The organism is Leisingera sp. ABD4_442, from assembly GCF_056160905.1.
This window is the reverse complement of record NZ_JBSWYB010000016.1, coordinates 33,396-54,681: the sequence shown is the minus strand read 5'-3', so window position 1 is coordinate 54,681 and position 21,286 is coordinate 33,396. Positions and strand designations below refer to the sequence as shown.

The following is a 21,286-nucleotide window of genomic DNA, read 5'->3' as shown; positions in this document are numbered from 1 at the left end:
GATTGCCCCCGCGATGACCAAGCTGAGCCACGATTTCCGCAGCTACAAACTGGACGACCGCTATGAGATGACCATGGGCCGGGTGTTCCTGACCGGGACTCAGGCGCTGGCCCGGGTGATGCTGGACCAGGCCCGGCGCGACCGGGAAAACCGCCTGAACACCGCGGGATTTGTCTCCGGCTACCGCGGCTCGCCGCTCGGCGGGGTCGACCTTGAGTTCTGGCGCGCCAAGGAGCGGATGCAGGCGAACCGCATCAAATTCATGCCCGCGGTGAACGAAGACCTAGGCGCGACCGCTGTTCTGGGCGCGCAGCAGGCGGTGCTGGACCCGCACTGCGAGGTCGAGGGCGTGTTTTCCATGTGGTACGGCAAGGGGCCAGGAGTGGACCGCTCCGGCGATGCGCTGAAACATGGCAACGCCTATGGCTCGTCGCCCAAGGGCGGTGTGCTGGTGGTCGCGGGGGATGACCACGGCTGCGTCAGCTCTTCCATGCCGCACCAATCGGACGTTGCCTTTATGTCCTGGTTCATGCCGGTGCTGAACCCGTCGGATGTGTCGGAGTATCTTACCTTCGGTGAATACGGCTTTGCCCTTTCGCGCTACTCGGGCACCTGGGTGGGGTTCAAGGCGGTGTCGGAAACTGTGGAAAGCGCGCGCTCGGTGGAGCTGCGACCCGACCGCCAGTTCATCTATCCGGAACTGCCGGACTACCCTGGCGGGCTGCATATCCGCCGAGCCGATCTGCCCTCGCCCGAGATCGAAACCCGCATTCACGCTAAGCTCGACGCGGTGCGTGCCTTTGCCGAGGCCAATCCGATCGACAAGCGGATCTATGACATCAAAGACGCGCGCTTTGGCTTTGTTTCCACCGGCAAGGGGCATCTGGACCTGATGGAGGCCTTGCGGCTGCTGGGGCTGGATGAGGCTGCCTGCCGCCGTCTGGGCATCGACATCTACAAGGTCGGTATGGTCTGGCCGCTGGACCGTACCGACGCACTGCGCTTTGTGCGCGGCAAGCAGGAGGTGCTGGTTGTAGAAGAAAAGCGCGGCATCATCGAAAGCCAGTTCAAGGAAAACTTCTATGACTGGCCTGGCAGCAAGCCGGAGAAGATGGTCGGCAAATACGACAGCCAGGGCGCGCCGCTGATCCCCTGGACCGGCGAACTCAGCCCGCTGTTGCTGGCGCCGATCGTGGCAGCGCGGCTGGACAAGTTCTTCCCCGGGGAAAACCTGCCCGCCAAGGCCGCCGCTCTATCCGCCGAGCCGCCGAAGGTGCTGAATGTGCCTGGCGCCACCCGCACGCCCTATTTCTGCTCCGGCTGCCCGCACAACTCTTCAACCAAGCTGCCGGAGGGGTCCAAGGCGTTCTCGGGTATCGGCTGCCACGTGATGGCCAGCTGGATGGACCGGGAGACCGCAGGCTATGCCCAGATGGGCGGTGAAGGCGTGCCCTGGACCGTGGCCTCGCAGTTCAATGGAAACAAGCATGTGTTCCAGAATCTGGGCGAAGGCACCTGGTACCACTCGGGCTCCTTGGCGATCCGGCAAGCGGTCGCGGCAGGGACCAATATCACCTACAAGATTCTCTATAACGACGCCGTTGCGATGACCGGCGGGCAGCCGGTGGACGGGCCGGTCTCGGTGCATGGCATCGCCCAGACCTGCCGCGCCGAAGGCGTGGAGCGGATTGCGCTTGTCTCGGATGACATCGGCAAGTTCATTCATGGAGATTTCCCGCGCGGCACCACGTTCCATAACCGCGCCGAGCTGGACACAGTGCAGCGCGAACTGCGGAATATCCCCGGTGTCACCGTGCTGATCTACGAGCAGACCTGTGCCACCGAAAAACGCCGCCGCCGCAAGCGCGGCAAGATGGAGGACCCCAAGCGGTTTGCGTTCATCAATGATCTGGTTTGCGAGGGCTGCGGTGATTGTTCTGTAGAATCCAATTGCCTGAGCGTCGAGCCGAAGGAAACTCCGTTCGGGCGCAAGCGCAAGATCAACCTCTCCACCTGCAACAAGGATTTTTCCTGCCTCAACGGCTTCTGCCCCAGCTTCGTCACAGTTGAGGGCGCAACCCGTCGCAAAAAACAGCCCGCCGGGCTGGACGCCGCCAAATTGACGGCCAATCTGCCCGCCCCCGAGCTGCCATCTCTCACACAGCCGTTTGACCTGCTGGTCACGGGCGTGGGCGGCACTGGCGTGGTTACTGTTGGGGCACTGATCACAATGGCAGCCCATCTGGAGGGCAAGGGCACGAGCGTGCTGGACTTTACCGGCTTTGCTCAGAAATTCGGCACTGTCCTCAGCTACATCCGCCTGTCCAAAGAGCCGGAGACGCTAAACCAGGTGCGGATAGACCAGGGCAGTGCCGATGCGGTGATCGGCTGCGATGTAGTGGTGAGTTCGGCACCCAAGGCATCAGTGCATTACCGCCGCGGTACCAAGGTGGTGCTCAACCGGGCCGAAATGCCAACCGGGGATCTGGTGCTGCGCCGCGATGCGGATCTGAAGGCCGACGTGCGCGAAAGGACCATCTCCGAAACCGTCGGCCCGCAAAATCTGTACGGCTTCAATGCCAATGAAGCTGCGGAAACGATGCTGGGCGATGCGGTGCTGGCAAACGTGATGATGCTGGGGTTCGCCTGGCAAAAGGGGCTGGTGCCAGTGAGTGCCGGAGCGCTTGATCAGGCTATCGAATTGAATGGCGTGGCCATTGAAAAGAACCGCCGTGCCTTCGCCATCGGGCGGGCCATGGCGGCGGATCCTGCATTGGTCGAGGATGTCTATAGCGAATCCCCGCAGCAGGAAGAAACGCCGCAGGAGCTGGTCGACCGCCGTGCCACATTCCTGACCGGGTACCAGGACACGGCCTATGCCGCGCGCTATACGGAAATACTTGCACGGTTCCGCGATGCCCTGCCAGCCGGGGTTCAGGAAGAGCTGACCGCGGCGGCGGCACGGGCTCTGTTCAAACTGATGGCCTACAAGGATGAATTCGAAGTGGCGCGGCTGCTGACCAGCGAAAAATTCCGCCATCAGATCGAAGACGAATTCGAGGGCGGGTTTACGGTCAAATTCCACCTCGCCCCACCTATTCTAAGCCGCAGGAAGGATGCTCGGGGACGGCCCCTGAAGCGCGCTTTCGGCCCCTGGCTGCGCCCGGCCCTGAACCTGCTGGTCAAGACGCGGCGGCTACGCGGCACGCCGTTTAACATCTTCGGCTACCACGAGGAAGCACGGCTGCACCGGGACCTGCTGGACTGGTACGAGGCTGCACTGCGGGACGTCGCCAAAAACTATGTCCCGGCAAAGCACGAGGCCTGCCTGGAAGTGCTGCAGGCCCCGATGGAGATCCGCGGCTACGGCCCGGTACGCCTGAAAGCCGCCAAGCAGGTCCGGGCAGCGGCAGATGCGGTCCTGCAAAGCCTGTAACCGCCCCCGGGAACTGGCATTAGGGTGTCAGACGTCCCAGTGCTGCCTGGTGAATTCGGTAAAGGCCTCCATCTCCTCGGGCAGCGGATCGCGCCCTGTGAATACCTTGAGGTACTCCGGCGTCACCTCCAGCCGGTGGGCATGGCTTTCGTTCGGATCAGCCATGTCATAGCCCAGCTGCATGTAGTAGAGCACCTTGGCCCGCGTTACCGCTTCGCGCTCGGGGTAGCCATAGCGCGTGAACATGGTGGTCAGCGCCTCCACCCGGCGGCTGTCGGAGCGGTCCAGCAGGCTGCGCACCTTGCCGGAACGGCGCGACCAGTCGCGCACCGCGAAATCCAGCGCGGTGTTGAACAAATTGGGGTTGGTGATGCAGTGAAACACGTTCAGCACCGCCCCGGTGATGGTCTTGGCCGGTGCTTCGGCCTGGCGGACCATGCCGGCGGTGTTGGTCTGCTCCCAGGTTTTCAGCAAGGCGTCCAGCAGGTCCTGGCGCGACTTGAAATACCAGTAGAAGGAGGAACGCGAGACCTGCATCCGCTCGGCCAGCGCCAGAACCTTCACCTGCTCCACCCCGTCCGAGATCAGCACGTCCATCGCCACGTTCAGCCAGTCGTCCCGGGTGACCTTGATATTGCCTACCAGCGGCTCGGCCTCGGGATTGTCCCGGTGCAGAACAGGTTTTTGCGCCATGTGCGGCCTTTCGCTTTGTTCGCGGACCCGGCCATCCTACGCCGGGAAACCAGCCTGGGCCAACCGGGAAACCTTGCCAATGGCGGCCTGGCCCTTCATAGCAGTGGCCGCGCCGCCACAGCTGACCGGCCCCTCGCCGCAAAGAATTTGGCATGGAAACCATAACCGGCACGCGGATGTTACCGGTTGTGAATTTACCATATGAAGGGGTCGCAAAAACGTCATCAAACCGAAACTAAGGCTAGCTAACCGAGGTGCGTCTGTCAGTCAGGATCAGCCGCGGCGGGGCCCAAATTAGCCTTGTGCAACCGGGATCTGGCTAAATGGGGTTTGACTAAACAGCCTCTGACGCGCGATGGTGAGGCAAAAAAACAGGGGAAAACACGATCTCATGAGCGCCTTGAACCAGCCGGGCGGGCAAATCTGAATGCGCCCGCTGCTGTCAGTCGAAAACCTCAGCATCGGATTTGGCAAAGGTGACGCCGTCGTGAAGGACGTGAACTTTGCCGTACAGCCGGGCGAGACGCTTGCGCTGGTCGGCGAAAGCGGCTCTGGCAAGACGATCTCCTGCCGTGCAGTGCTGCGCATTCTGCCGAAGGCGGCACAGCTGCGGTCCGGACGTATTCTGCTGAACACCCGGGGCAGCGAACTTGACCTGGCAACGCTGGAAGAGCGCCGGATGCGCGATGTACGCGGCAATACCGTGTCGATGATCTTTCAGGAACCGATGCGCTCTCTCTCCCCCCTGCACCGGATCGGCAATCAGGTGTCTGAGGTGCTGTGGCTGCATGGCCGTAAATCCGAGCGGGCGGCCCGCCGGGAAGTTCTGGAGTGCTTCGAGCGTGTGGGGTTCCCGGAACCGGAACGCACTTACCGGTCCTATCCGTTCGAGCTGTCAGGCGGTATGCGCCAGCGGGCGATGATCGCTATGGCAATGGTGGCCAAGCCGGATCTGCTGATCGCTGATGAACCGACGACGGCGCTGGATGTGACCACCCAGGCCCAGGTACTGGGGCTGATGAAGGATCTGCAGCGCGAAACCGGGATGGCGATGATCCTGGTGACTCATGACCTGGGCGTGGTCGCCAATATGGCCGAACAGGTGGTTGTGATGCACAAAGGCCGGGTGATGGAAGCCGGCGGTGCGGAACCGATGCTGCGCAGCCCGGCCCACCCCTATACTAAGGCGCTTTTCAATGCGGCCCCTGAAATACCGGATCAGGCGGTTGTCGCGATCCCGCCCTCGCGCGAAGATCTGATCATGGAGATGAAAGCCGTCTCCAAGACCTATACCCTGCGCGCCAGCAAAGGCTGGCAGGCCCCGACCCTGATCCACGCCTGCCGCGAAATCGACCTGCGGGTGACCCGCGGTGAAACCCTGGCAATTGTTGGCGAAAGCGGCTCTGGCAAGACCACGGCCGCGCGGATTGCCCTGGGTGCAGAGCTGCCGGATCCCGGCGGAGAGGTGCTGTTCCGCCCCGACCCTGGGCAGCCGGCCGTGGCGGTTCACGACATGGACCGGACCGCGCGCACAGCGTTCCAGCGGCAAGCCCAAATGGTGTTTCAGGACCCCTACTCATCCCTATCGCCCCGGATGCGCATTCAGGACACTCTGGTAGAGCCGCTGGACATTCACCGGATCGGCAGCAAAGCCGAACGCCGCGACAAGGCTGCCGAAATGCTGCGGCTGGTAGGGTTGTCGCCGGATATGCTGAAACGCTATCCCCACGCTTTTTCCGGAGGTCAGCGCCAGCGATTGTCGATTGCACGCGCGTTGATGCTGGACCCGGCGCTGATCGTCTGCGACGAGCCGACCTCCGCGCTGGATGTTTCGGTTCAGGAACAGATCCTGCGCCTGCTGGAGGAAATCCGCGACCAGCACAACCTGTCGTATCTGTTCATCAGCCACGACCTGGCCGTTGTAGCCCGGATTGCCGATGAGGTCGCTGTGATGCGGCGCGGACTGATCGTGGAGCAGGCGCCGCCGGAAACTTTGTTCTACAATCCGCAGCACCCCTACACCAAGGCGCTGATAGCTGCCCAGCCTGAGCCGGACATCGACCGCCCCATCGATTTGAAACTGGTAGCCCAGGGCGCGGGCGCCCCTGAATGCTGGCCCGAAGAATTCCGGTTCAACGGCGTCCAGGCGCCGCCATTGGTAAACCTGAAACACCTGGAACCCGGCCACAAGGTACGCTGCCATGCTTGATGCTTTGAAACCCGTTCTGGCCGCCGCGCTCTGCTTGGTTTCCTGGCCTGCCCTGGCCGGACCGCAGGTGCAGGAAAGCACGTTCTGGGAATCTGAGGTGAAGGCCGGCTACCTGCCGCCGGCAGCCGAACGCCTGCCCGAGGTTCCGCTGATCGTCGATCTAGCGGCCAAGGGACGCGAATTCGGTATCCAGGGCGGCACCCTGAACACCATGGTCACCCGCTCCAAGGATATCCGCCAAATGGTCGTTTACGGCTACGCCCGGCTGGCGGGATATGACGAAAGCTACCGCCTGCAGCCTGACATTCTGCTTGGATATGAAAATAGAGGCAACCGCCGTTATACCCTCAGGCTGCGGCCCGGCCACCACTGGTCCAACGGCGATCCGTTCACCTCTGACGACTTCCGCTACTGGTGGGAGGACGTCGCGAACCATGAGCTGCTGAGCCCAGCCGGCCCGCCGGATTTTCTGCGCGTGAACGGCAAACTGCCGCAGGTCAGCTTCCCGGATGCAACGACGGTCATCTATGAATGGGACGATCCCAACCCCAGCTTTCTGTATATGCTGGCCCAGGCCCGGCCGCCTTTCATCTACCGGCCAGCCAAATACCTCAAGAAGTTCCACGCGGATTATGCAGATCCCGAAGTGCTGGAGGAGGAAGTCGACTACGCCCGCGTCAAAAGCTGGGCGGCGCTGCACAACAAATACGACAACATGTACAAGTTCGACAATCACGAGCTTCCGACATTGCAGCCCTGGATTAATGCCTCCCCCGGCAAGAAGATCCGCCATCAGTTCGTGCGCAACCCCTATTACCACCGGATCGACAGCCACGGCGTGCAGCTGCCCTATATCGACACCGTCGAGATGGAGATCGTAACCGCAGGCCTGGTCGCCGCCAAGTCCAACGCAGGCGAGGCGGACCTGCAGGCGCGCGGCCTGGGATTTCGCGATATCCCGATCCTGCGCAAGGGCGAGAAGGACGGATCAAACTACAAGACATATCTTTGGGGCACCGGCGCCGCCTCGCAGATCGCGATCTACCCCAATCTGAACGCCAAGGATCCGGTTTGGCGCGGGCTGCTGCGCGATGTCCGGGTGCGCCGCGCCCTGTCTCTGGCGATCAACCGGCGCGCCATCAACCGGGCGCTTTACTTCAACCTGGCCAAGCCTGGCGCCATGACCGTTTTGGAACAAAGCGAGTTCTTCGATCCTGAACTGCGCGCGGCCTGGGCGGACTTCGACCCTGAGCAGGCCAACCGGCTCCTGGACGAGGCAGGCCTGACGGAGAAGGACGCCTATGGCATCCGTTACCTTCCCGACGGGCGGCTGATGGAGCTGGTGGTGGAAACAGCGGGTGAGCGGCAGGAGGTCGAGAACGCCCTGCAGATCATTTCTGATGATTGGCGTGATGTCGGCGTCAAGCTGGTGATGCGCCCGCTGGACCGCGACATCCTGCGCAACCGGGTATTTTCCGGCAGCACCATGGCTTCTGCCTGGTTCGGCTGGGACAACGGCCTGCCGCAGGCCTATACCTCGCCCGCCTATCTGGCGCCGACCGATCAGGTTTTCCTGTCCTGGCCCAAATGGGGACAATACTACCAAACCAGCGGCGACGCGGGTGAGCCGCCGGATATGGAGCCAGCCAAGCGCCTGATGGAGTTGATGCGGGACTGGAACATGGCCCGGACTGATACAGAGCGCGCCGCTGCCTGGCGCGGCATGCTGCAAATTCACGCCGAACAGGTCTATGCCATTGGCGTGGTGGCGGCCGCGCCTCAGCCCGTGGTGGTCAGCAACCGGCTGCACAACGTGCCGAAACAGGCCATTTGGGCCTGGGACCCCGGCGCGCATTTCGGCCTGTACCGGCCGGACGAGTTTTTCTTTGAGGATGGCAAGGGCTGATGGAAATTCTGCGATACGCCATTTACCGCTTTGGCACCATGCTGCTGACGCTCCTGGTGGTGTCGGTGCTGGTCTTTGCCATCATCAACCTGCCCCCTGGCGACTACCTGTCCAACCAGATCGCCGAACTGCAGGCGACCGGGCAATCGGCCGGCGTGGCCAAGGCTGAGTTCCTGCGCCAGGAATACGCGCTCGATAAACCCTTGTGGCAGCAATATATGATTTGGATGGGTTTCATGCCCGGCCCGCATGGGTATTCCGGCATGATCCAAGGCAACTTTGGCTGGTCGTTCGAGTTCGACAGCCCGGTGGCCGAGATTGTGGGTGACACCTTGTGGCTGACGGTCCTGGTAAATCTCGCCGCCGTCGTTTTTGTCTACGCCGTTGCGCTGCCGCTGGGGGTGCTGGCCGCGGCCCGCGCACGCAGCTGGATCGACTACACCTCCGCCTTCATCGGCTATCTGGGGCTGGCCACCCCGAATTTTCTGCTGGCTCTCATCCTGTTTTACTACGGCCATCGCTGGTTCGACCTGCCGATCGGCGGTCTGATGGCGCCGGAGTACGAGGGCGTGCCGATGAACTGGGAAAAGGTGAAATCCATCCTCGTCCACCTGATTGTGCCAACCTTTGTGATCGGCACAGCCGGCGCTTCCGCGATGATGCAGCGGCTGCGCGCCAACATGCTGGATGAACTGGGCAAGCCTTATGTGGAGACCGCCATTGCCAAGGGCATGGCGCCTTCGCGGATGCTGGCGAAATACCCTCTGCGTGTGGCTTTCAACCCCTTTGTTGCCGATATCGGCAACCTGCTGCCTTCGATGATCTCCGGCTCGGTTCTGGTCTCGGTGGTGCTGGGACTGCAAACGATCGGCCCGACCTTGCTGACAGCGCTCAAGACCCAGGACATGTTCTTGTCCGGTTTTGTGCTGATGTTCGTAGCCCTGCTCACCCTGATCGGCACCATGATTTCCGACGTGCTGCTGGTGCTGCTCGACCCACGGATCCGCTACGAGGGGCGCGACGTATGACACATCTGCCTGACGGACGCTATGTCGATGATGAACCCTTCGACCCGCAAGGCTCCTTGCTGGAGCTGGAGCGCAAGGATCTGGACGCCCCCAACTGGCTGCTGGTCTGGCGCAAGTTCAAGACCCACAAACTGGGCCTGATCTCCGGTATCTTTCTGCTGATCGCCTATCTGCTGATCCCCTTTGCTGGCTTTATCGCGCCCTACAGCCCGAACCAGCGCTTCTCAGAGCATCTCTATTCGCCGCCGCAAGCGATCAAACTGTTCCACGAAGGCGAATTCATCGGACCCTTCGTCTATCCGATGACCTCCGAAGCCAACCTGGAAACCTTCCAGTGGGAGTTCAAACCCGACACCACGCGCCCGCTGAAGCTCGAGTTCTTCTGCGAAGGCAGCACCTATAACCTGGCCGGCTTCATCGAAACCAACCGGCATCTGTTCTGCCCGACTGAGGAGGCAACAGTCTTTATCTTGGGGTCCGACCGATTGGGGCGCGACATCTTCAGCCGGGTTTCCTATGGCGCGCAGCTATCGCTGACTGTGGGCCTGATCGGGATCACGGTCTCCTTTGTGCTGGGCATCTTCTTCGGCTCGCTGGCCGGGTATTTCGGCGGCAAAACGGACTGGCTGATCAACCGCGTGATCGAGATCCTGCGCTCTTTGCCGGAACTGCCCCTATGGCTGGCGCTCTCTGCTGCAGTGCCTTCGAACTGGTCGCCGGTGGCAGTGTTCTTCATCATTTCGATCATCCTCGGCATTCTCGACTGGCCCGGGCTGGCCCGTTCGGTCCGCGCCAAATTCCTGTCTCTTCGGGAAGAGGAGTATGTCCGCGCCGCCGAGATGATGGGTGCCTCCTCAGGCCGGGTGATCCGCAAGCACCTGCTGCCCAATTTCATGTCGCACCTGATCGCCTCGGCCACGTTGTCGATCCCGGCTATGATCCTGGGCGAGACGGCACTGTCGTTCCTGGGACTTGGACTGCGTGCGCCTGCCGTCAGCTGGGGGGTGATGCTGAACGACGCGCAAAACCTTGCCTCAATCGAGATTTACCCGTGGACTGCCATCCCGATGCTGCCGATTGTCATCGTGGTGCTGGCCTTCAATTTCCTCGGCGACGGGCTGCGCGACAGTTTGGACCCCTATCAGCAATGACGTTGCTTCACGCTCTGCCCGCACCGGACAGATACCGCACCACCGGCACTGGCCAGTGGCACAGCGTCTTTGCGGTGACCGAGCTGGCCAATGCTTCGGTTGCCGCGGTTGGGCTGGAACTCGCCCGGCTGACCGCGGCGCTGAACCTCGCGCCCGCTGCGCCCGAAGCCGCTGTGGACCAGCGCCTCGCCTCGCTTTGGTTCAGCTACAGTTTCCGTCCAGAGGGGTGGGAGATGCCCGGCCTGTGGGATTCCATAGCCGGCGTCTATGAAACTGCGGACGGCTGGATCCGGCTGCACACCAACTTGCCCCACCATCGCCGGGCTGCACTGAAGGTGCTCGGCTGCACAGGCGAACGCGAGGCGGTAACTGCGGCCGCGAAACACTTGCCAGCGGACAGCCTCGAAACTGAGATTGTGGAGGCCGGAGGCGTGGCCGCCGCCATGCGCAGCCGAGAGGACTGGCTGGCCCATCCGCAGGGCCGCGCCGTGGCTGCTGAGCCGCTGATTCATTGGATCTCCCCGCGCAAGATCCGCTTGCGGCACAGGCCTCAAGCAACGTCGGGGCGCCCTTTGGCAGGTCTGCGGGTGCTGGACCTTACCCGGGTTTTGGCCGGGCCGGTTTCCACCCGCACCCTGGCGGGTTTTGGCGCCGAGGTGCTGCGCATCGACCCGCCCGGCTGGGACGAACCGGGGGTGATCCCGGACATTTCGCTAGGCAAGCGCATGGCCGCGCTGGATCTGACCAAGGTCGAGGACCGCCTAGTGTTCGAATGTCTTCTGGCGCAGGCGGATGTGCTGGTGCACGGATACCGCCCCGGGGCACTGGAGGGCTTGGACTACGGGGCTGAGGTCCGCCGCGAAATTGCGCCAAACGCCGTGGAAGTGACTCTGGATGCCTATGGCTGGACCGGCCCCTGGGCGGGCCGGCGCGGTTTTGACAGTCTGGTGCAGATGAGCGCGGGGATAGCCGATACCGGCCGCAGCTGGGCCGGGACAGAAAAGCCGCATCCTTTGCCGGTGCAGGCACTTGACCACGCCACCGGTTATCTAATGGCGGCAGCCGCACTCAGCGCCCTGGCAGCTGCAGCACGCGGCGAAGCGGCGCCCGCGGCCCGGCTTTCGCTGGCGCGCACGGCTGAACTTCTTTCCGGTATGCACAAGACAGCCGGCGGCGCATCCTTCGCTGGTCCGTCTGACGGCGATTACAGCGGGGAGACTGAAAGCAGCGGCTGGGGGCCTGGCCGCCGTCTTGCCGCTCCGCTGAGCCTGAGCACAGCAAGGATGAGCTGGGACCTGCCCGCATCGCGCTGCGGCAGCGCCTGGGCTAACTGGCCAGGCTAGAACGCCAGATGCCCGGCCCATCCCGGCCTTCGGTCAATTCACTCCGGAGTATTTTCCATCAGAAAGAAACAGCTTTTGGCGGGCCGGAACACCCGCCAAAAGCCGCGCCGCAGCGCGGCGCCACGCCCAACCCCAAGCGGAGCGCACCAGCGGTCCGGCGCGGGGGCGGGAGGGCTGCCGTGGCCGCCGGATCAGCGGTCGTCGCCGCCAGGTCCGCCCATATCCTCCAGCAGGTCATCGTCAATGGCGGCTTGCACCGCGCCTACGGCCGCTTCTTTCTGCTTGGGCGTCACCTCGCCCTCCTGGTCCGGGGCCAGGCGCACCGTGACCTCGCGATGGGCGAACTTGACGCCTTCGCGGGCAAACAGTTCCCGGATTTCCTGATAGACCCTTTTGCGCACAATCCATTGATCGCCCGGCTTGGTCATGAACTTGACCCGGATGATCATTGCTGAATCCTGCATCTCAATCACGCCCTGGGATTTCAGCGGCTGTATGAAGGTATGGCCGACAACCGGGTCATCCATCAGCTTCTGGCCCAGTTTCTTGATCAGCTTGCGGACCTTCTCCACATCGGTGTCATAGGTCACCCGCAAGGGCAGTTTCATCATCACCCAGTCGCGGGAATAGTTGGTCAGCACCTTGATCTCGCCAAAGGGGATCGTGTGCAGCGCGCCCAGGTGATGGCGCAGCTGGAACGAACGCACCGAAATCTTCTCGACCGTGCCCTTTACATCACCAATATCGATATACTCCCCCTTGCGGAAGGCATCGTCGATCAGGAAGAACGCTCCAGAGAAGATGTCGCGCACCAGGGTCTGCGACCCAAAGCCCACGGCCAGGCCGACCACACCGGCACCGGCGAACAAGGGGCTCACGTTGATCCCCAACTCCAGAAGAACGATCAGCACGATCGACACCAGCACCACGGCCAGGATCGCTCCGCGGAACAGCGGCAGCAGGGTGGCCAGACGGCTGGCACCGCCGGCGCCGCCCTCGTCGCCCAGTTCGCCGGGCTCCACGTCCCCCACTTCCTCGTCGATCTTGCTGTCGATCCAGATCCGGAACAGGTGATAAACGATGTAGCCGATGAACAGGATCACCGTCACGTCGATCACCCGCTCGGCCGCTGTGGTTTCCGTCCAGCTGGCGTCCGGGTTCCAGACGATCACCAGCGAATAGGCCCCGACAACAAAGGCCAGGATGCCGGCGACGCGGCGGGCAAGGTCTTCGTAGGTGGCAATCGGATGCTTGACCGCCCGCTCCGCGGCATCGCCGTCTTCGCCATCCAGATCCTCCGGCGCCGCGCCGCCGACTGTGTCCGGTGTCAGGCCGCCGGCTTCTTCTGCGGCTTCAGCAGCTTCATCCGCGGTGGCCTGTTCCGGCTCTGCCGCTGACACTTGAACCATACGGCTGCGGTTGAAATAGCGTTCGATGAAATAGTTGATAGCGCCATAGACGACCAGGATCGTGGTTAGAACAAAATAGCTGCCCGCCATCAGCGGGATCGAAATCTCATGTTCCAGCACCAGATCAAAAGCCAGTTTGAGCCAGCCAAAGGTCATATAGGCCATCAGCACCGGCGCCCAGGCCACCGCAAGAATCCGCACCAGCCAGGAGCAGTCTTCCGGCAACCGGCCGGCACGGATGGCATTGGAAATCGCACGGCCGTTGACCAGCACCATCAGCAGATTGCCCAGGGTTCCAACCAGCGCCAGCACACCATAGACCAGCGCATAGACGTTGTAGTTCAGCCCGAAATCGCCAACCCAGGTGGCAAACAGCGTCGAGGAAATATCATAGGTCGCCAGCAGCGAGGCCCAGATATAGAGCCGCTTGGCATCCCGGTCGGAAAAGACCGGGATCCGGTATTGCGCCAGAAAGGGCGACAGCACCATCCGCCACAAGTCGGAGACCGTTCTGGCAAGGAAAAAGGCAGTATAGACAGCTGTTGCCGTGAACTCGATGGACGGATCGCCGGAGGCTCCAAACGCAAGATATGACAGCAGCGCCGCGAAGACCATCGCAAAGACCGTGGCCCCGATCCCCATCAGGAAACGGTAAACCAGGAAGGGCATCTTTTCCTGATAGCCCTGCGGATTTTCCCGGATCCGGGCAACCACAAACCGCTTGGCAATCCGCTTGCCGTATATCTGCACTGACAGCCACCGGCCGATCAGCAGGAACAGCACGCTCCACCCCAGTACTTCGACATAGGTCATTATGCGCCCGTCCGGGCTGGTCTGGCGCAGGATGTACTGCATTTCGAAGATCGAATAGGGCAGCGCTTCAAGGCGGCTATTCAGCTCTGCTCTGAAGGCAGCCACCCGCGACTGCGCCTTCATCAGCGCCGACGGCTGCTCCATTGTGTCCGAAGCTGTATTTTCCGCGCCCTCCTCAGTCTCTGGCGGTGTGTTCAGCAACTGGCCGCTGCTGTCCACCACCACAACACTGACACCGCTTTCGGCCGCCTGCTCAATGGCTCTGGACAGCGCCTCTGCTCCGCCTTCGTCACTTTCCTGCGCCTCTGCGTGAGCGGCCAGCCCGATACTCAGCAGCGCCAGAAGCATGATCCGGTACAAAACTTGCAGCATAAGCGCTTATCCTTTTGGAAACTTGAGCCAAATTAACCACGCGCCGGGGCGTTGCGCAAATGGCGCGCACACAACTTCCTGTGCGTTATGCAATAAAGGCGCATGATTGCATGCACAGGGGCTCCGGGCTATACAAATTCAAACATCCGCCCTCCGGGCGGCTGGCCGCAGTTCCCCGATCCGGCCGTCAGCGCCGGGACAGGGAGCGGCACAAACAAATACTGACCGCCCCCCCGGCCAGGCAGGCTGCGGGGCGCGCAATCTGAGGCGGAAGATGGCGGAGCATAAGAGCACGCGCCCGGGGACGAGCGGCAGCCCATGCTGGCCTGGGCGCTGCCCTGCGGAAAGCAGGGGCTCCCAGGGCAGCGCCGCGCAAAACGTCCAGGCATGGCAATGACGGTATCAAACGCATCACAGGCACACTCCGGATCCGCAGCGCGTGGCCTTCGGATCATGTTTTACAGCCACGATACATTCGGCCTGGGCCATTTGCGGCGCTCCCGGGCGCTGGCAGGTGCAATCACAGCTGCCGATCCTGATGCCTCCGCCCTTATCCTGACAGGCTCTCCTGTGGCCGGGCGGTTCTCCTTTCCGACACGGGTTGACCATGTCCGCCTGCCCGGGGTTATCAAACGCTCGGACGGATCCTATGCTTCGCGCACCATGGGTATGAGCATCGAGGAAACCGCTGACCTGCGTGCAGCGCTGATCCGCTCGACGGTGGAGCAGTACGATCCCGATGTTCTGGTCGCCGACAAGGAGCCGACCGGTTTTCGCGGCGAACTGATGCCCGCACTGGACCTGCTGAAATCGCGCGGGCGCTGTAAAATGGTCCTGGGCTTGCGCGACGTGCTGGATGAGCCGGAAGTGCTGGCTGCGGAATGGGAGCGCAAGCACGCGGTCGAGGCCACCCGCGATTTCTATGACGAGATCTGGGTCTACGGGCCGCGTTCGGTTTATGACCCCACTGCCGGGCTGCCCTTCACGCCTGAGATGCAGGCCCGCATGCACTGGACCGGGTACCTGCGCCGCGATTTGGGCCAGGTGGGGGAGCCGCCGGAGCAGCCATACCTGCTGGTTACTCCCGGCGGCGGCGGCGATGGCGAGATGATGGTGGACCTGGTTCTGTCAGCCTATGAAGCCGATCCGGATCTTTCGCCGCGGGCAGTGCTGGTTTACGGCCCCTTCCTGTCCGGCGAAACCCGCGAGGATTTTGAGGCGCGCGTCGCCCGGCTCAATGGCCGCGTCACCGCAGTTGGCTTTGAATCGCAGATCGAAACGCTCTTTGCCGGCGCCCAAGGCGTTGTCTGCATGGGTGGCTACAACACATTCTGCGAGGTGTTGTCCTTTGACAAACCCGCGGTGATCGTGCCCCGTACAACGCCGCGGCTGGAACAATGGATCCGGGCCAGCCGGGCGGAGGAGATCGGCCTCACGACCATGCTGGACGAGACCCGCGATGGCTGGACCGCGCCAGCGCTGGCCAAGGCAATCCGCGCGCTGGAAACCCAGCCGCCGCCGTCTGCTGCCGGTTCCGAAGGGCTTCTGGACGGGCTGGACTATGTGACTCGGCGCGTTGATGCACTGCTTCACGATCCCCGCAATGAGGCTGCTGAATGAACGCTGCGCGCCCGCCGCTGGCGGTGGTGGTCAAGGGCTGGCCGCGGCTGTCCGAGACTTTCATCGCGCAGGAGCTGGTCGCCCTTGAGGCCGCAGGCCATACCTTTGAAATCTGGTCCCTGCGCCACCCGACCGACATCAAACGCCATCCGTTGCATATGCAGCTGAACGCGCGGGTAAACTATCTGCCGGAGTATCTGTATGAAGAACCGGACCGGGTGTGGCGCGCCCGCGCACTTGCACGGCAGCTGCCCGGCTACGGTGACGCTTACCGGATCTGGCGCGCCGACCTGCGTCGCGACCTAACACCCAACCGTATCCGGCGATTCGGCCAGGCCTGTGTTCTGGCGGCTGAGATGCCGGACGAAGTGCTGGGCCTCTACGCGCATTTCCTGCACACGCCTTCCTCTGTCGCGCGTTACGCCGCAATCATGCGGGGCCTGCCCTGGAGCTTTTCGGCCCATGCCAAGGACATCTGGACCTCGCCAGATTGGGAGCTGAAGGAAAAGCTCGCTGCAGCCAGCCACGGCGCCGCGTTCGGCGCAACCTGCACCGGGTTCGGCGCCAGGCATCTGAAGGAATTGGCGGACACTCCGGAGCGGGTCGATTTAGTCTATCACGGGCTGGACCTGAACCGCTTTCCAGCACCGCCGGAACGCCGCCCACGCTGCCCGCAGGATCCGGTTCACTTCATGTCTGTCGGACGCCTGGTTGAAAAGAAAGGATTCGACCGCTTAATTGCCGCGCTGGCCTTGCTGCCTGCAACCCTCGACTGGCACTGGACCCATATCGGCGGTGGCGGGCTGGGTGAATTGCTACAGGACACAGCGGAAGATGCAGGCATCGCTGACCGCATCACCTGGCGCGGCGCCTGCGATCAGCCTGAGGTAATCGAAGCCATGCGCTCATCCGATCTGTTCGTGCTGCCGAGCCGGGTGGCCGCGGATGGCGATCGCGACGGGCTTCCGAACGTACTGATGGAGGCGGCCTCGCAGGCCCTGCCGATCCTGTCGACCCCTGTCTCTGCGATTCCGGAGTTCATTGACCATGGCGTACATGGGCTGCTGAGCCAAGACAGCCCGGAAGCTCTGGCAGAAAGCCTGCTGTACGCTGCCCGGCAGCCGCAGAAGCTGGCGGAAATGGCTCAGGCTGCTCTCACCCGCTTGCGCAGCGACTTCGGGATGGATCCTGGCATTGCTCAGCTTTCCATGCGGCTGAATGCTATGCTGACGGGCAGCTGACCGCCATGCAGTCAGGAGCCGGAAAGCGGGTTGCCTTCTATGCGCCAATGAAGCCGCCGCACCACCCTGTCCCTTCTGGCGACCGCGAGATAGCGCGCAATCTGATTGCCCTGCTCAAATCCAGCGGCGCCAGGGTCCAACTGGTGTCAGAGCTGCGGAGCTATGACAAACAGGGGGACGGGGCGCAGCAATCTGCCCTGCATGCAAAGGCAGAAGCCGAAGCAGCCCGCCTGTCCTCTCAGATGCCGGATACGGATATCTGGGTCACATACCACAATTACTACAAGGCTCCCGACCTGATCGGCCCCGCAGTGGCTCGCAACCGCGGCATTCCGTATGTGCAAATCGAATCCACCCGCGCCAAGAAACGGTTGACCGGCCCATGGGCTGGCTTCGCCAAGGCTGCTCATGCTGCCGCGGACGCTGCCGATGCGATCTTCCACTTTACCGAACAGGACCGCTTCGCGCTGGATCGTGACCGCTGCGGCAGCCAGATCATTGCCCGCCTTGCCCCCTTCCTGCCGCTTGACGGCCTGCCTGAGCTGTCATCTCTGGACGGCCCCATGCTGGCAGCCGGCATGATGCGCGCCGGCGACAAGCTGGCCTCTTACGGCATCATCGCGCAAACACTTGCGCTTCTGCCTGGTGATTGGCGCCTGGATATCGCAGGCGATGGCCCGGCCCGGACGGAGGTCGAGGCATTGATGACCCCCTTCGCGGACAGGGTCCGCTTCCTAGGTCAGCTCAGCCGCGCCGACTTGGAAACCGCCTACTCACGTGCGGGCCTGTTTTTGTGGCCAGGCGTCAATGAGGCATTTGGCATGGTTTATCTGGAAGCCCAGGCACATGGGCTGCCTGTGGCCGCTCAGGACCGGCCCGGCGTACGGGATGTGCTGCTGCCCGGGACTTATCCCGCACCGGAAGCCGGGCCGCGCGCGCTCGCATCGTTTACCGCCAGGCTGCTTGCAAACCCTGGCCTGCGCGCCGAGACTGCCGGGAATGCCCGCGACTTCATATCGAACCACCATCTTTCACCTGCTGCTGCCCGGACCTTCTGGAACACCGTTTTGCCGCTAATGGACCGCTCTGCATGATCCGCCTCGCTCTCCTGCGCCACGGCCACACCGCCTGGAACCGCGCCGGCCGTATTCAGGGCCGCAGCGATATACCGCTGGATGATGCGGCCCGGGCAGAGCTGCGCGGCTATGCCCTGCCCGGCAGCTGGCAGCAGGCAGAGCTTTGGTCCAGTCCGTTGATGCGTGCGGCGGAAACCGCAGAACTTGTTGCTGAACGCCCGGCGCGCACTGCACCCGAATTGACGGAAATGAACTGGGGCGATTGGGAAGGGCTGCATGGCATGGAGCTGAAGGCAGACCCCGTCAGCGGCTTTCGCGATATCGAAGACTGGGGCTGGGATTACCGCCCGCCCGGCGGCGAGACCCCGGCAGAAGTCTGGGACCGGATCGCGCCCTGGCTGCACGATCTGACGCAGGACGCCATTGCCGTCTGCCACATCGGCATCATGCGAATGATACTGGCACGGGCGCATGGCTGGAACTTTGACGGCCCTGCCCCCTTCCGCATCAAACGGAACCGGTTTTTTGTTGTGGAACTTGAAGGCACCCGCATCACGCCGTGGCCGGAACCCGTGCGGCTGCTGCGCAGGGGTGCTCCATGAAAGTCCTGATTGCCGTCACACATTTGCTGGGAACAGGCCACCTGTCCCGTGCTTTGACGCTGGCTCGGGCCTTCCTTGCCGCGGGACACAAGGTGCAGGTCGTTTCCGGCGGCTTCCCGGCGCCACAGCTCCATGCCGGGGATGTCGAGGTGATCCAGCTGCCGCCCTTGCGTTCAGACGGGGTGAATTTCACTAGGCTGCTGGCAGAAGATGGAACGCTTGTAGATGAGGCCTATCTGGCCCACCGCCAGTCCGCCCTGGTTGCCGTGCTGCATGCCTTGCAGCCGGATGTTCTGCTCACGGAACTCTACCCTTTCGGGCGCCGCTCTCTGCGCAAAGAATTTCTTGCCCTGCTGCAGGCGGCCAGCACGTTGCCGCGGCGGCCGGTGGTCTTGTCTTCTATCCGGGACATCCTCGCCCCCCCTTCAAAACCGGAGAAGGCGGAAAAGGCAGACGCGGTCATCGCCCAATATTACGACGCGGTGCTGGTTCACTCCGATCCTGCCGCGACCCGGCTGGAAGCTAGCTGGCCCGTCTCCGGCATGCTGGCGGGCAAGCTTCGCTATACCGGCTACGTAGCCCCCCCTGCCGCAGGCCGGCACCCGCAGAGGGCAGGCACAGGCGAAATCCTGGTCAGTGCCGGCGGCGGCAGCGTCGGCGCGCCGCTGTACCGCACAGCCCTTGAGGCCGCCAGGCTGATGCCCGGCACGCCTTGGCGGCTGTTGGTGGGCGGGTCCGACGCATCCCACCGCATCGAGACATTCGCCCGGACCGTATCCCCAGCTGTGCTGGAGCCTGCGCGCAAGGACTTCCGTCAAATGCTGTCTCATGCCGCCGCCTCCGTCAGCATGTGCGGCTACAACACCGCACTTGACCTTTTGCAGGCCGGCACGCCCGCCGTTCTGGTGCCGTTCGACGCAGGAAACGAAACAGAACAAAGCCTGCGTACAGCCAGCCTTATGCCATTGAACGGCATCGAGGTTGTTAGGACTGCTGACCTTTCCCCGGAAACGCTATGCGCTGCGGTCAAGGCGGCAATGCAGGCTCCGCCGCGGCTGGCGGGCGGTTTCAGGTTTGACGGGGCCGCCCGGAGTGTGGAGATTGCCGCAGAGCTTGCGGGAGGGCGCGGATGACACCGGATTGGAGCGGGTTGGACCGGGAACTGGAGCATTGGCAGGAGTCGGGAATGACGCTGCCCCTTTGGTGGCGCGACGATGACGCCATGTCCCAGTCCTCTGAGCTGGACCAGCTGGCGAAACTCTCAACCTCGCTTGACCTGCCCGTGCATCTGGCGGTGATTCCGCAGGGCGCCACACCTGACCTTGCCAGATTTGTTGCAGGCAACCCGCAACTGATACCAGTGGTTCATGGCTGGGCCCACCAGAACCACGCCCCGGCGGGCGAGAAGAAGGCCGAATTCGGCGCTCACCGCCCGCTGGAGGAGCTGCTGGACGACGCCGAGCGGGGGCTGACCGCCTTGCAGGAGATGTTCGGCAGCAGCCTGCGGCCCATGTTTGTGCCACCCTGGAACCGGGTTTCACCCGAAATGCTGACCTGGCTGGCTGGCGCCGGGTATACAGCAGTGTCTACTTTTACGCCACGCAAGGCTGCAAAGCCCGCGCCTGGGCTGCTGCGTGTGAACACCCATTTGGACCCGATCGACTGGAAGGGCGGCCGCCGGCTGCTGCCGCCGGATCAGCTGACAGCGCAGGTGGCACGCCAGCTGCGCGACCGCCGCCTCGGGGATACGGACAATACCGAACCCTACGGGCTGCTCACCCACCATCTGGTGCATGACGAAGCCGTCTGGAGCTTTACCGCAGCGCTTGCCAAGCGTCTTCTTGATGGCCCGGCGGAGGCCTGGATCTACGATGAAAGGATGTCCTGAATGAGCCGTCTGGATTCCATGCTGCGCCGGCTGACCGCCCAGCGCGACGGGCTGAACTGGGCCGCGGATCAGATCAGTGCGCTGGACGGCGACGTGCTGGACATGGGGCTGGGCAACGGCCGCACCTATGATCACCTGCGCGAGATTCTGGCACATCGCCGGATCTGGGTGATCGACCGGGTGCTGCAATGCCATCCTTCCTGCGTTCCGCCAGAACAGGACTTTTTGCAAGGCGAGGCCAAACCGATGCTTGAAAGGCTCGCTGCCGAAGGCCGCCGGATTGCGCTGGCCCATTATGACTTCGGTTTCGGGGTCAAGGAAAAGGACGTCGCCGAAGCGGCCGCGCTTTCGCCGATGATTGCCCAGGTCATGGCACCGGGCGGAATCATCGTCTCGGGCCAGCCGCTAGCTGGCTTCGTAGAGCTGGATGGTCCCGAAGGTATTCCGCCGGGCCGTTACATGTTCTACCGGGCCGGCTGAGCCGGGTCCCGGCCGGCCC

At 63.0% G+C, this 21,286-nt stretch carries 15 protein-coding genes; 13 read left to right on the top strand and 2 right to left on the bottom strand.

All coding sequences use genetic code 11. The annotated features are described in order from the left end of the window. Positions 1–13 precede the first annotated feature (13 nt). Entirely contained in the window at positions 14–3,436 is a 3,423-nt protein-coding gene (locus ACXAHG_RS13600) for an indolepyruvate ferredoxin oxidoreductase family protein (protein WP_475041201.1), read from the top strand. 27 nt (positions 3,437–3,463) lie between these two features. Here the strand turns inward: ACXAHG_RS13600 and ACXAHG_RS13595 are convergent, their stop codons facing one another. Beyond that, positions 3,464–4,129: a TetR/AcrR family transcriptional regulator gene (locus tag ACXAHG_RS13595; protein WP_475041199.1), complete on the bottom strand. Its 666-nt coding sequence runs from the start codon at positions 4,127–4,129 to the stop codon at positions 3,464–3,466. Positions 4,130–4,556: 427 nt separating this feature from the next. On the opposite strand from ACXAHG_RS13595, the gene ACXAHG_RS13590 reads away from it, so the two are divergent. Genes ACXAHG_RS13590 through ACXAHG_RS13570 form a run of 5 tightly spaced genes read left to right on the top strand, consistent with a single transcriptional unit; the run spans position 4,557 to position 11,766 of the window. Beyond that, positions 4,557–6,338 (top strand): ABC transporter ATP-binding protein, encoded by a 1,782-nt coding sequence (locus tag ACXAHG_RS13590; RefSeq protein WP_475041198.1) that lies wholly within the window; start codon positions 4,557–4,559, stop codon positions 6,336–6,338. After that, on the top strand, positions 6,331–8,244 hold the full coding sequence (locus ACXAHG_RS13585; protein WP_475058112.1) for an ABC transporter substrate-binding protein: 1,914 nt from the start codon (positions 6,331–6,333) through the stop codon (positions 8,242–8,244). Before ACXAHG_RS13590 ends, ACXAHG_RS13585 begins: the two co-directional genes overlap by 8 nt. Next, positions 8,244–9,272, top strand: a complete 1,029-nt coding sequence (locus tag ACXAHG_RS13580; protein ID WP_475041195.1) for an ABC transporter permease — start codon at positions 8,244–8,246, stop codon at positions 9,270–9,272. Before ACXAHG_RS13585 ends, ACXAHG_RS13580 begins: the two co-directional genes overlap by 1 nt. After that, positions 9,269–10,423 carry an ABC transporter permease gene (locus ACXAHG_RS13575; protein ID WP_475041194.1) on the top strand — a complete coding sequence of 385 codons (1,155 nt, stop codon included), beginning with the start codon at positions 9,269–9,271 and terminating at the stop codon, positions 10,421–10,423. The genes ACXAHG_RS13580 and ACXAHG_RS13575 overlap by 4 nt, the downstream gene beginning before the upstream one ends. Next, entirely contained in the window at positions 10,420–11,766 is a 1,347-nt protein-coding gene (locus ACXAHG_RS13570; RefSeq protein WP_475058109.1) for a CoA transferase, read from the top strand. The genes ACXAHG_RS13575 and ACXAHG_RS13570 overlap by 4 nt, the downstream gene beginning before the upstream one ends. A 191-nt stretch (positions 11,767–11,957) precedes the next feature. On the opposite strand, the gene ACXAHG_RS13565 is transcribed toward ACXAHG_RS13570, so the two are convergent. After that, positions 11,958–14,360: a mechanosensitive ion channel domain-containing protein gene (locus ACXAHG_RS13565; RefSeq protein WP_475058106.1), complete on the bottom strand. Its 2,403-nt coding sequence runs from the start codon at positions 14,358–14,360 to the stop codon at positions 11,958–11,960. A gap of 387 nt (positions 14,361–14,747) precedes the next feature. Here ACXAHG_RS13565 and ACXAHG_RS13560 point away from each other — a divergent pair, with 387 nt between their 5' ends. The 7 genes from ACXAHG_RS13560 to ACXAHG_RS13530 are packed head-to-tail and all read left to right on the top strand — an operon-like array spanning position 14,748 to position 21,267. After that, positions 14,748–15,980: a glycosyltransferase family protein gene (locus tag ACXAHG_RS13560; RefSeq protein ID WP_475058103.1), complete on the top strand. Its 1,233-nt coding sequence runs from the start codon at positions 14,748–14,750 to the stop codon at positions 15,978–15,980. Next, the gene (locus tag ACXAHG_RS13555; protein ID WP_475058100.1) at positions 15,977–17,221 is read left to right on the top strand and encodes a glycosyltransferase; all 1,245 of its coding nucleotides are present in this window, start codon (positions 15,977–15,979) and stop codon (positions 17,219–17,221) included. Before ACXAHG_RS13560 ends, ACXAHG_RS13555 begins: the two co-directional genes overlap by 4 nt. A gap of 5 nt (positions 17,222–17,226) precedes the next feature. After that, positions 17,227–18,315, top strand: coding sequence for a glycosyltransferase family 4 protein (locus ACXAHG_RS13550; protein WP_475041187.1), 1,089 nt, complete (start codon positions 17,227–17,229; stop codon positions 18,313–18,315). Continuing rightward, a complete protein-coding gene (locus tag ACXAHG_RS13545) occupies positions 18,312–18,899 on the top strand; it encodes a histidine phosphatase family protein (protein WP_475041186.1) in 588 nt (195 codons plus the stop codon). Before ACXAHG_RS13550 ends, ACXAHG_RS13545 begins: the two co-directional genes overlap by 4 nt. Beyond that, positions 18,896–20,032 carry a glycosyltransferase family protein gene (locus ACXAHG_RS13540; RefSeq protein ID WP_475058097.1) on the top strand — a complete coding sequence of 379 codons (1,137 nt, stop codon included), beginning with the start codon at positions 18,896–18,898 and terminating at the stop codon, positions 20,030–20,032. The genes ACXAHG_RS13545 and ACXAHG_RS13540 overlap by 4 nt, the downstream gene beginning before the upstream one ends. After that, the gene (locus tag ACXAHG_RS13535; protein WP_475058094.1) at positions 20,029–20,787 is read left to right on the top strand and encodes a polysaccharide deacetylase family protein; all 759 of its coding nucleotides are present in this window, start codon (positions 20,029–20,031) and stop codon (positions 20,785–20,787) included. The genes ACXAHG_RS13540 and ACXAHG_RS13535 overlap by 4 nt, the downstream gene beginning before the upstream one ends. Next, complete coding sequence (locus ACXAHG_RS13530; RefSeq protein ID WP_475041181.1) at positions 20,788–21,267, top strand: class I SAM-dependent methyltransferase; 480 nt, start codon at positions 20,788–20,790, stop codon at positions 21,265–21,267. Positions 21,268–21,286 lie beyond the last annotated feature (19 nt).

Coding starts and splice junctions, on each gene's coding strand:
- ACXAHG_RS13545 (WP_475041186.1), top strand. CDS start 18,312: ATGATCCGCCTCGCTCTCCTGCGCCACGGCCACACCGCCTGGAACCGC.
- ACXAHG_RS13550 (WP_475041187.1), top strand. CDS start 17,227: ATGCAGTCAGGAGCCGGAAAGCGGGTTGCCTTCTATGCGCCAATGAAG.
- ACXAHG_RS13565 (WP_475058106.1), bottom strand. CDS start 14,360: ATGCTGCAAGTTTTGTACCGGATCATGCTTCTGGCGCTGCTGAGTATC.
- ACXAHG_RS13555 (WP_475058100.1), top strand. CDS start 15,977: ATGAACGCTGCGCGCCCGCCGCTGGCGGTGGTGGTCAAGGGCTGGCCG.
- ACXAHG_RS13600 (WP_475041201.1), top strand. CDS start 14: ATGACCAAGCTGAGCCACGATTTCCGCAGCTACAAACTGGACGACCGC.
- ACXAHG_RS13560 (WP_475058103.1), top strand. CDS start 14,748: ATGGCAATGACGGTATCAAACGCATCACAGGCACACTCCGGATCCGCA.
- ACXAHG_RS13595 (WP_475041199.1), bottom strand. CDS start 4,129: ATGGCGCAAAAACCTGTTCTGCACCGGGACAATCCCGAGGCCGAGCCG.
- ACXAHG_RS13575 (WP_475041194.1), top strand. CDS start 9,269: ATGACACATCTGCCTGACGGACGCTATGTCGATGATGAACCCTTCGAC.
- ACXAHG_RS13570 (WP_475058109.1), top strand. CDS start 10,420: ATGACGTTGCTTCACGCTCTGCCCGCACCGGACAGATACCGCACCACC.
- ACXAHG_RS13540 (WP_475058097.1), top strand. CDS start 18,896: ATGAAAGTCCTGATTGCCGTCACACATTTGCTGGGAACAGGCCACCTG.
- ACXAHG_RS13580 (WP_475041195.1), top strand. CDS start 8,244: ATGGAAATTCTGCGATACGCCATTTACCGCTTTGGCACCATGCTGCTG.
- ACXAHG_RS13590 (WP_475041198.1), top strand. CDS start 4,557: ATGCGCCCGCTGCTGTCAGTCGAAAACCTCAGCATCGGATTTGGCAAA.
- ACXAHG_RS13585 (WP_475058112.1), top strand. CDS start 6,331: ATGCTTGATGCTTTGAAACCCGTTCTGGCCGCCGCGCTCTGCTTGGTT.
- ACXAHG_RS13530 (WP_475041181.1), top strand. CDS start 20,788: ATGAGCCGTCTGGATTCCATGCTGCGCCGGCTGACCGCCCAGCGCGAC.
- ACXAHG_RS13535 (WP_475058094.1), top strand. CDS start 20,029: ATGACACCGGATTGGAGCGGGTTGGACCGGGAACTGGAGCATTGGCAG.